Here is a 7,947-nt window from a genome sequence, read left to right on the forward strand (position 1 = left end):
CCCGCGACGATGGACGGTCACGTGCGGTTCGCCATCCCGGCGGCGACGCTGTCCATCGCGGCCTTGCTCGTTGTCCCGGCTGCGAACGCGCATCCGTCTGAACCCGGAGTGGTGAACTACGCCGTCCTCGGCAAGGGCTCAGTGGGCAATATCGTCGGCGGCCCGATGGGCTGGGAATCGATGTTCACCCAGCCCTTCCAGGGCGAATGGGTCGACGTGCCCGAGTGCAACAACTGGGCCGACATCGGTTTGCCCGAGGTGTACAACGACCCCGACCTGGCGTCATTCAACGGAGCCACCACGCAGACGTCGGCCACCGACCAAACGCACCTGGTCAAGCAGGCGGTCGGAGTGTTCGCCACCAACGAGGCGGCCGACCGCGCGTTCCACCGCGTCGTCGACCGAACGGTGGGCTGCTCGGGCCAGACCACCGCGGTGCACTTCGATGACGGAACCACGCAGGTGTGGTCCTTCACCGGCGGGCCGGCCTCCAGCGCCGACGAAGCCTGGACCAAACAGGAAGCCGACACCGATCGCCGATGCTTCGTTCAAACCCGGCTGCGCGAAAACGTGTTGCTGCAGGCCAAGGTCTGCCAGTCTGGCAACGCCGGCCCGGCGGTCAACGTGCTGGCCGGAGCGATGCAGAACACGCTAGGCCAGTAGCGACGGGAATATGTCAGTGCGATCTCCGAAGATGAAGTGGTGGCGGCTATCGTTCGTATAGCTGCGCAACCAGGGGTCTGCGACGGATGCTCCGGGCCCGGAGGGATCGTGATATGACGTTCGGCGCCATCGCCGCCGCGGCCGCCCAGCTGGACAGCGCTTGCCCGGCTGACACCGAGATCACCAGTTTTGCGGCCGCCGCCCAGTACATCGCCGACGGCTGTCTGGTCGACGGCCCGCTGGCGCGAGTCGGTCTGGAAATGGAAGCCCACTGCTTCGATCCGGCCGAGCCGCTGCGCAGGCCGAGCTGGGATGAAATCACCGACGTGCTCGAATGGCTCAGTCCGCTACCGGGCGGCAGCGTGGTCAGCGTCGAGCCCGGTGGCGCCGTGGAGCTGTCGGGCCCGCCCGTCGACGGCGTGCTGGCGGCTATCGAGGCCATGGCCCGCGACCAGGCGGTATTGCGGTCCGCTTTCGCCGACGCCGGCCTGGGTCTGGTCTTCCTGGGGGCCGATCCGTTGCGCCCGCAACAGCGGGTCAACCCGGGCACACGGTACCGCGCCATGGAACAGTTCTTCGCCGCCAGTCACAGCGGCGCCGCGGGCGCGGCGATGATGACTTCGACCGCTTCCATCCAGGTGAATCTGGACGCCGGCCCGCAGGCCGGCTGGGCGGCGCGGGTGCGGCTCGCGCATGCGCTGGGGCCGACGATGATCGCAATCGCCGCCAACTCCCCGATGCTGAGCGGAGAGTTTTCCGGCTGGCAGTCGACTCGGCAGCGGGTGTGGGGCCAGATGGACTCGGCGCGCTGCGGCCCTATTCTCGGGGCCAGCGGTGACGACCCGGGCACCGACTGGGCCCGCTACGCGCTCAAGGCGCCGGTGATGATGGTGCGCAACGCCGACGCCCAAGAGGCCGCCGCGGTCACCGAGTACGTGCCGTTCACTGACTGGGTGGACGGTCGGGTGCTGCTGGCCGGCCGCCGTCCCACCTTCGCCGATCTGGAATACCACCTGACCACGTTGTTCCCGCCGGTGCGGCCGCGGCAGTGGCTGGAAGTCCGCTATCTCGACAGCCTGCCCGACGCAGTGTGGCCCGCGGTGGTGTTCACCCTGGTGACCTTGCTCGACGACCCGATAGCGGCCGACGCGGCGGCTGCGGCCGTCGAGCCGGTGGCGACCGCTTGGGACATCGCGGCCCGGATCGGCCTGGGCGACAAGCGGCTCTACACCGCGGCCAATCGATGTCTGGCCATCGCGGCCGAGTGGGCGCCGGCCGCACTGACCGACCCGATGCAGCGCTTGATGCGCAACGTCGAGCAGGGCCGGTGTCCCGCAGACGACTTCTCCGACCGGGTCATCGAGCATGGCATCGCGCCGACGGTGGCGCTGCTGGCGCAAGGGGAGTCGTGACCTCACGCGAAAGGCTGGCCGGGGACCTGGAGCGGGCCCGGACCCGGACGCTGCGGCTGGTTGACTTCGACGATGGCGAGCTACGCCGGCAATACGACCCGCTGATGAGCCCGCTGGTGTGGGACCTCGCGCACATCGGCCAGCAGGAGGAGCTGTGGCTGTTGCGCGCTGGCGACCCGCGCCGGCCCGGAATGCTGCCGCCGGCCGTGGAAAGTCTTTACGACGCCTTCGAGCACAACCGCGCCAGCCGGGTGGACTTGCCGTTACTGACCCCGCAGCGGGCGCGCTCCTACTGCCAGACGGTGCGGTCAGCCGCCTTGGACGCGTTGGACGCATTGCCCGAACATGCCGGCGACTTCCAGTTCGGGTTGGTGATCAGCCACGAAAACCAGCACAACGAGACCATGCTGCAGGCGCTGAACCTGCGCACCGGCGCGCCGCTGCTCGGCGAATCCCCCGCGCTGCCCGCGGGGCGCCCGGAGTTGGCCGGAACGTCGGTGCTGGTAGCAGGCGGGCCGTTCGTGCTGGGCGTGGACGCGGCGACCGAACCGTACTCGCTGGACAACGAACGTCCCGCCCACGTCGTGGACGTACCCGCGTTCCGGATCGGTCGGGTCCCGGTCACCAACGGCGAATGGCAGCATTTCATCGCCGACGGCGGCTATCACCAGCCGCAGTGGTGGTCGGATCGCGGTTGGCAACACCGCCGGCAAGCCGGCCTAACCGCGCCGCAATTCTGGAATTCCGACGGGGAAACCCGCACCCGATTCGGCTACGTCGAGGACATTCCGCCTGATGAGCCGGTGCAACACATCACTTACTTCGAGGCGCAGGCCTACGCGGCGTGGGCCGGTGCCCGGCTGCCCACCGAGGTGGAGTGGGAGAAGGCCTGCGCCTGGGATCCGGCGACGGGAACCCGGCGCCGCTACCCATGGGGCGGCGTCGAACCCGCCCCGGACCGCGCCAACCTGGGGGGCGCCGCGCTGCGCCCCGCCCAGGTGGGTGCCTACCCGGCCGGGGCTTCGGCCTATGGCGCCGAACAGATGCTGGGGGATGTATGGGAGTGGACCAGCTCGCCGCTTCGGCCCTGGCCCGGCTTCGTCCCGATGATCTACGAGCGCTACTCGCAGCCGTTCTTCGACGGCGACTACCGGGTGCTGCGCGGCGGGTCGTGGGCGGTGGAGCCGGCCATTCTGCGGCCCAGCTTCCGTAACTGGGATCACCCGTACCGCCGTCAGATCTTCTCCGGCGTCCGGCTGGCCTGGTCGCTCTGATGTGCCGACACCTGGGCTGGCTAGGCGCGGACGTCACGTTGTCCTCCCTGGTGCTGGACCCGCCGCAAAGTCTGCGAGTGCAGTCATATGCGCCGCGGCGGCAGAAGCACTGTCTGCTCAACGCCGACGGTTGGGGTGTCGGCTTTTTCGATGGCGGCGTTGCGCGGCGCTGGCGCAGTTCGGCGCCGCTGTGGGGCGAGACGTCGTTCGAATCCGTCGCGCCGGCGCTGCGCAGCCACTGTGTGGTCGCGGCGGTGCGCTCGGCGACCGTTGGCATGCCGATCGAGGTGAGCGCCACCGCGCCGTTCACCGACGGCCAGTGGCTGTTGTCGCACAACGGTGTGGTCGACCGGAGCCTGTTGCCGGCCAATACGGCGGCCGAATCCGTTTGCGACAGTGCGATATTGGCCGCAGCAATCTTCGAGCGTGGCGTGGACGCCCTGGCCGACACGATCGTCGAGATCGGCATGGCCGATCCCCTTGCCCGGCTGAACATCCTGGCGGGCAACGGGTCTCGGCTCATCGCGACCGCGTGGGGCGACACGTTGTCGATCCTGCGCCGCGCCGACGGAGTGGTGCTGGCCAGTGAGCCCTATGACGACGACCCGGATTGGGAAGACGTGCCGGACCGCCACCTGGTGGAAGTCACCGCCGATGGCGTCGCCATCACCGCGCTGGACCTGAAAGGAGTCTGATGACGCTGTCGCTGTCCAACCACCTTGCTGAGGACTCGGCGTATCTCGCGCTGCGCCGCGACGTGTTCGACGGCTTGCAGCAGACCCCGAAATCGTTGCCGCCCAAATGGTTTTACGACTCGGTCGGTAGTGATCTATTCGATCAGATCACCCGGCTGCCGGAGTACTACCCGACCCGGGCCGAGGCCGCCATCCTGCGTGGCAGGTCTGCCGAGATTGCAGCGGCCAGCGCTGCCGACACCCTGGTCGAGCTGGGCAGCGGAACCTCGGAGAAAACCCGGATGCTGTTGGACGCGCTGCGCGAGCGCGGATCGCTGGCCAGATTCGTGCCGTTCGACGTCGACGCCAGCGTGCTGTCAGCGACCGCCAGCGCGATTCAGCGCGAATACGCCGGCGTCGAAATCAAGGCCGTCTGTGGCGATTTCGAGGAGCACCTGACCGAAATCCCGCGGGGCGGCCGCCGGCTGTTCGTCTTCCTGGGTTCCACGATCGGCAATCTGACGCCCGGCCCGCGCGCGGAATTCCTCGCCACGCTGGCCGGGGTGATGCGGCCGGGCGACAGTCTGCTGCTGGGCACCGACCTGGTGAAGGATACCGGCCGGCTGGTGCGCGCCTACGACGATGCCGCGGGCGTAACGGCTAAGTTCAATCGCAACGTGTTGGCCGTGATCAATCGGGAACTCGACGCGGATTTCGATGTCGACACTTTTGGGCACGTAGCCCGTTGGAACGCCGAAGCGGAACGGATCGAGATGTGGTTGCGCTGCGAACGTCGCCAACGGGTGCGCGTCGCCGCGCTTGAGCTGACCGTCGACTTCGCCGCAGGCGAGGAGATGCTCACCGAGGTCTCGTGCAAGTTCCGACCGGACGCGGTGAAGACCGAACTGGCCAACGCGGGATTGCGTCGCATCCGGTGGTGGACCGACGACGCCGGCGACTTCGGGTTATCGCTGGCCGCCAAGTGAGCGACTCGCTGGCCGACCGCTGGCGGGCGGCCCGCCCCGCGGTCGCCGGACTGCACCTGGACAGCGCGGCCTGTTCGCGCCAGAGTTTTGCGGTGCTCGACGCGACCGCCAAGCATGCGCTGCATGAATCCGAGGTTGGCGGCTATGTGGCCGCCGAGGCCGCCGCGCCGGTGCTGGACGCCGGACGCGCCGCGGTTGCGACGCTGTGCGGCATGCCCGACGCCGATGTGGTGTTCACCACGGGCTCGCTCAATGCGCTGGATCTGCTGCTGGGCGGCTGGCCGGCCGAAAGCCGGACCCTGGCTTGTCTGCCCGGCGAGTACGGCCCGAACCTGGCGGTGATGGCCGCGCACGGTTTTGCCGTCCGGCATCTGCCGACCCTCGGCGACGGCAGGCTGGCCCTCGACGACGCGGCGTTCGAGCTGGACGAGGACCCGCCGGATCTAGTGCACCTGACACCGGTGGCCAGCCACCGCGGCACCGTGCAGCCGCTGGCGATGGTGGCCGAGCTCTGCGACCAGCTGGGAATACCGCTGGTGGTGGATGCCGCTCAGGCGCTCGGGCATATAGATTGTGCGGTGGGTGCCGACGTCGCCTATTCGTCGTCGCGCAAGTGGCTGGCCGGCCCGCGCGGGGTAGGTGTGCTGGCGATGCGGCCCGAGCTGGCGGAGCGGCTGACGCCACGGCTGCCGGCGCCGGCCTGGGCTGCCTCGTTATCGGTCGCCCAGCAGCTGGGCTTTGGCGAAGCCAATGTCGCTGCGCGAGTGGGATTTTCGGTAGCGTTGGGCGAACACCTGGAGGCCGGGCCGGAAGCGGTGCGGGCCCGCCTGGCCGAACTGGGGGACCTCACCCGTTCCCTGCTGGCCGATGTGGACGGATGGGCGGTGGTCGAAGAGACCGAAGAGCCCAGCGCGATCACCACGCTGGCGGCACTCGATGGTGCCGAGCCGCAAGAGGTCCAGGCGTGGCTGCTCGCCGAGCGGCGGATCGTGACCACCTACGCCGGAATACCGCGCGCCCCGCAGGAGTTGACGGCGCCGGTGCTGCGGATCTCGCCGCATGTGGACACCACGGCGCAGGATCTGGAAACCTTCGCCGAAGCGCTGATCGAAGCGACCGCGGCGACTTCGGCTTAACTAGATGCACTGTCGGGTTTAGGCGCCGTCGCTGCCCGCTTGAAGCCAAGAGTTCACACTCGTTCACGCGCGGCGCCAAGCGTTCACGCGCGGCGGTTGGTGGAATTGACTGTGTGCCTGTGGCTTTGAGTGGGTATTCATGGTGGGCGATCGGCGGTTTGGGCGCCACGCCTGCACACTCGACGCCAAGCGTTCACACGCGACGCCAAGCGTTCACGCTCGACCGACAGCTATAGCAGCCCGTCGGCCCCGAGGATGCCATAGAGCCCGTCGGCGCCGGCTCGCCCGGGGTTAGGACCGCCGGCAGCGGGTCCGCCCGCTCCACCTGTGCCGCCTATCCCGCGGGCCCCGCCGGCCCCGATGAAGCGGGCCGCCCCGCCGTCGCCGCCGTTGCCGGCGTTGGCGCCGGAAGCCTTGGGAATGGTGTTCGCCCCGCCATTGCCGCCGTCGCCGGCGGCGCCGCCGTCGCCGTAGAGCCATCCGCCCACACCGCCGCTGCCGCCGTTGCCGCCGGCCCCGCCGGCAGCAACGGCGATTCCATCTGCGCCGGTGCCGCCGTGCCCGCCGTGGCCGCCATTACCGCCGAGCCATCCGCCGGCCCCACCACTACCACCGGAACCGCCCATACCGGCGCCGAAGAATCCGGTGGTGCCGCCGGCCCCGCCGGCGCCAGCTGCGCCGCCGTCGCCGAAGAACCCGGCCGCACCGCCGTTTCCACCGATCCCGCCGGTCCCACCGAAGTCACCGAGGGTGCCGGCGCCCAGGCCGCCGCTGCCGCCGGCCCCGCCCTGCCCGCCGGCTCCGGCTTGGCCGGAGAGCCATCCACCGTGCCCGCCGGCGCCGCCGCTGCCCCCGTTACCTCCGTCGGCACCGGTGATGTGGTTCACGAGGTCTTGCCCACCGGCGCCCCCACCGATGCCGCCTTGTCCGCCGGCGCCGCCGGCGCCCCACAGTCCGGCGGCCCCGCCGGCACCGCCGGCGCCACCGTTGAGGCCGTTGAAACCTACCGCGCCGGCCACGGCGGCGCCGCCATTGCCGCCGGCGCCGCCGTTGCCGCTCAGCCAGCCGCCGTGGCCACCGGCCCCGCCGGCCCCGCCCAGCCAGCCATTGCCGCCGGCCCCGCCGTTACCGATCAACCCGGCGGCGCCGCCGGCGCCGCCGGCCTGGGTGACCGTACCGCTGGTGTAGCTGTAGCCGGCGCCGCCATTGCCGTACAACAGTCCGCCGGCCCCGCCGTTGGGGTTGGCCGCGGTCCCGTTGGCGCCATCACCGATCAGTGGACGCCCCAGCAATGTCTCGGCCGGCGTGTTGAGCGCGTTCAGCCACCCACCGGTACCGGCGACACCGGTAAGTCCATCGTTTCCAGCGTGCGCGATCGATCCGCCGGGCCCGCCGGTGCCGCCCGCTCCACCGGCGCCGCCGGCGCCGAACAGCTGGGCTGCCCCGCCGTTACCCCCGCTACCGGCGTTGCCGCCGGACGCGGTAAGGGTGCTGGCCCCGCCGGCCCCGCCGTCGCCGCCGGCACCGCCGTTGCCGTTGAGCCAACCGCTCATACCGCCGTCGCCGCCGGCCCCACCCGCGCCGCCGAAGCGGAGGCCGACGGCGTTTCCGCCGGCGCCGCCGTGCCCGCCGGCGCCACCGGTGCCGGTCAGCAACCCACCGTCACCACCACTGCCGCCGGCTCCGCCGGCCCCGCCGATACCGCCGACACCAGTCCCGCTGAGCCCTCCGGCGCCGCCGGCACCCGCGACCCCGCCGTCGCCGAAGAGCCCGGCTGCGCCGCCGTTCCCGCCGGTGCCACG

7 protein-coding genes are annotated in these 7,947 nt (G+C 70.6%); 6 read left to right on the top strand and 1 reads right to left on the bottom strand.

Translation table 11 applies throughout. The features are described 5' to 3' along the window. The first annotated feature begins 9 nt into the window (after nucleotides 1-9). The 6 genes from AWC27_RS12235 to egtE all read left to right on the top strand — a co-directional run bounded on the left by AWC27_RS12235 (nucleotide 10) and on the right by egtE (nucleotide 6,145). Nucleotides 10-663, top strand: coding sequence for a sensor domain-containing protein (locus AWC27_RS12235; RefSeq protein ID WP_085670726.1), 654 nt, complete (start codon nucleotides 10-12; stop codon nucleotides 661-663). Between the two features lie 113 nt (nucleotides 664-776). Further along, nucleotides 777-2,075, top strand: coding sequence for an ergothioneine biosynthesis glutamate--cysteine ligase EgtA (egtA, locus tag AWC27_RS12240; protein WP_085670727.1), 1,299 nt, complete (start codon nucleotides 777-779; stop codon nucleotides 2,073-2,075). Further along, nucleotides 2,072-3,349, top strand: a complete 1,278-nt coding sequence (gene egtB / locus AWC27_RS12245) for an ergothioneine biosynthesis protein EgtB (protein ID WP_085670728.1) — start codon at nucleotides 2,072-2,074, stop codon at nucleotides 3,347-3,349. Before egtA ends, egtB begins: the two co-directional genes overlap by 4 nt. Beyond that, nucleotides 3,349-4,044, top strand: a complete 696-nt coding sequence (gene egtC, locus AWC27_RS12250) for an ergothioneine biosynthesis protein EgtC (protein WP_085670729.1) — start codon at nucleotides 3,349-3,351, stop codon at nucleotides 4,042-4,044. The genes egtB and egtC overlap by 1 nt, the downstream gene beginning before the upstream one ends. Continuing rightward, nucleotides 4,044-5,009: an L-histidine N(alpha)-methyltransferase gene (egtD, locus tag AWC27_RS12255; protein ID WP_085670730.1), complete on the top strand. Its 966-nt coding sequence runs from the start codon at nucleotides 4,044-4,046 to the stop codon at nucleotides 5,007-5,009. Before egtC ends, egtD begins: the two co-directional genes overlap by 1 nt. Beyond that, nucleotides 5,006-6,145 (top strand): ergothioneine biosynthesis PLP-dependent enzyme EgtE, encoded by a 1,140-nt coding sequence (gene egtE, locus AWC27_RS12260; protein ID WP_085670731.1) that lies wholly within the window; start codon nucleotides 5,006-5,008, stop codon nucleotides 6,143-6,145. The genes egtD and egtE overlap by 4 nt, the downstream gene beginning before the upstream one ends. A gap of 230 nt (nucleotides 6,146-6,375) precedes the next feature. Here the strand turns inward: egtE and AWC27_RS31015 are convergent, their stop codons facing one another. Continuing rightward, nucleotides 6,376-7,698: a PGRS repeat-containing protein gene (locus AWC27_RS31015; protein ID WP_425437479.1), complete on the bottom strand. Its 1,323-nt coding sequence runs from the start codon at nucleotides 7,696-7,698 to the stop codon at nucleotides 6,376-6,378. Nucleotides 7,699-7,947 lie beyond the last annotated feature (249 nt).

The organism is Mycobacterium szulgai (genome assembly GCF_002116635.1).
GTDB lineage: Bacteria > Actinomycetota > Actinomycetes > Mycobacteriales > Mycobacteriaceae > Mycobacterium > Mycobacterium szulgai.

Excerpts from the sequence above, each read along its gene's own strand:
- AWC27_RS12235 (WP_085670726.1), top strand. The coding sequence starts at position 10 with ATGGACGGTCACGTGCGGTTCGCCATCCCGGCGGCGACGCTGTCCATC.
- egtA (WP_085670727.1), top strand. The coding sequence starts at position 777 with ATGACGTTCGGCGCCATCGCCGCCGCGGCCGCCCAGCTGGACAGCGCT.
- egtC (WP_085670729.1), top strand. The coding sequence starts at position 3,349 with ATGTGCCGACACCTGGGCTGGCTAGGCGCGGACGTCACGTTGTCCTCC.
- egtD (WP_085670730.1), top strand. The coding sequence starts at position 4,044 with ATGACGCTGTCGCTGTCCAACCACCTTGCTGAGGACTCGGCGTATCTC.
- AWC27_RS31015 (WP_425437479.1), bottom strand. The coding sequence starts at position 7,698 with ATGAGCGGTTGGCTCAACGGCAACGGCGGTGCCGGCGGCGACGGCGGG.